A 1,513-nucleotide genomic window follows, 5' to 3' on the forward strand; every position below is an offset into this window, starting at 1 on the left:
ACGCAGGGCGGCGAATCCGGCCAGCTCGTTGGCCTGCGCGGCATTGGCCGCGGTTTGCTTTGGCGGGGCGGTGGGCGCGCCCCTCGCCCCCGCCGTCTGCCCGAGGGCCGGGGCCGGGTGGGCGTAGCCGTCCGACGATGCGGGAACCGGGTGTAGTGCCAGATGCATGGTCGATATCCTTCAGCAGAGTCGGCCCAGTATGGCAAACGGGGGACTCCACGTGAACGAAGATATTCGCCGTTCGATATGTGACGAACGTTAAAACGAAAAGCGACTATGTATCCGGGGGATGCCGTCAGCGCGACACGATCAGCCGCAGGCCGAGGGCGATGAAGATCGTGCCGGCGAGACGGTCGAGCCATTGCCCGGCCTTGGGACGGCGCGCGAGCCACTGGCCGATGGCGCCGGAAAAGAAGCCGAGCAGGCCGAACAGGACGACGGCCTGCAAGGTGAACGTGAGGCCCAGCAGCGCCGTCTGCAGGTTGGCATCGCCGCGCTGCGCGACGACGAACTGGGGCAGGAACGACAGGAAGAACAGGGCGACCTTCGGATTGATGGCGTTCGCGACGAGGCCCTTGAAGAACAGCGCGCGGGCCGGATCGGCGGCGGCATGCGCCGTGTCGACGCGGGCGCCGCCGCGGCTGCGGATCGCGTGCCAGCCCATCCACGCGAGATACAGGCCGCCGCACACCTTGAGCGTCGTGAACGCGAGCGGCGACGCGGCGATGAGGGCGGACACGCCCACGACGGCCAGCAGCGTGTGCGACAGGCACCCGAACGCGCACCCGAGCCCGAACGCGATGCCCCGCACCCGGCCCTTGGCGACGCCCACGCTCAATACCATCATGTTGTCCGGCCCCGGCGACAGGGTCAGCAGGATGGCGGCGGCGAGGAAGGCGAAGAACTGGTCGGGTGTCAGCATGGTAGCCCTGGGCAAAAAGGCAATGTTACCTCACCGGGGGCGCGGTTGGTGTAAAGTGCGGGTCCTATGTCCAGTCACAAGCACCAGCAACCCCTGCGCAATGCGTTCGAACGCGTCCTGAATGCCGCCCTGCTGAGGGGCTTCGTGGCCGGGATGAGCTACCGGCTCGGCGGCCTGGGCAAGGTACGGGTGACGCGCCAGGAGGTGGAACTGGGCCCGGAACGCCGGCTGGCGCAGCCGCTGCGTATCGGTTTCGCGTCCGATTTCCACGCCGGCCCCACGACGCATCCCGCCGTGTTCGACGACCTGCTGGCCGCGATCCGCACGGAAGCGCCGGACGTGATGCTGCTGGGCGGCGACTACGTGTGTTTCGATGCGGAGAACGTGGCCGTCCTGGCGGACTTCATTGCGGGCGCGCGGGCCTCGCTGGGCACCTATGCCGTCATCGGCAACCACGACACCTGGAACGGCCGCGGCATCATCGAGGACGCGCTGCGCGCGGGCGGCGCCGAGGTGCTCGTGAACCGCAACGTCGCGCTGCCGGCGCCATTCGGCGGCGTCAGCGTGTGCGGCATCGACGATCCGTGGACC

At 68.7% G+C, this 1,513-nt stretch carries 2 protein-coding genes; one reads left to right on the plus strand and one right to left on the minus strand.

The window, feature by feature from the left end:
* Positions 1-295 precede the first annotated feature (295 nt).
* Positions 296-922, minus strand: a complete 627-nt coding sequence (locus ACEN88_RS31400; protein ID WP_413346034.1) for a LysE family translocator — start codon at positions 920-922, stop codon at positions 296-298.
* 66 nt (positions 923-988) lie between these two features.
* On the opposite strand from ACEN88_RS31400, the gene ACEN88_RS31405 reads away from it, so the two are divergent.
* On the plus strand, positions 989-1,513 hold a 525-nt coding region (locus ACEN88_RS31405), incomplete at its 3' end, for a metallophosphoesterase (RefSeq protein WP_413346036.1).

This window comes from Massilia sp. CT11-108 (assembly GCF_047302915.1).
Lineage (GTDB): Bacteria > Pseudomonadota > Gammaproteobacteria > Burkholderiales > Burkholderiaceae_D > Telluria > Telluria orientalis.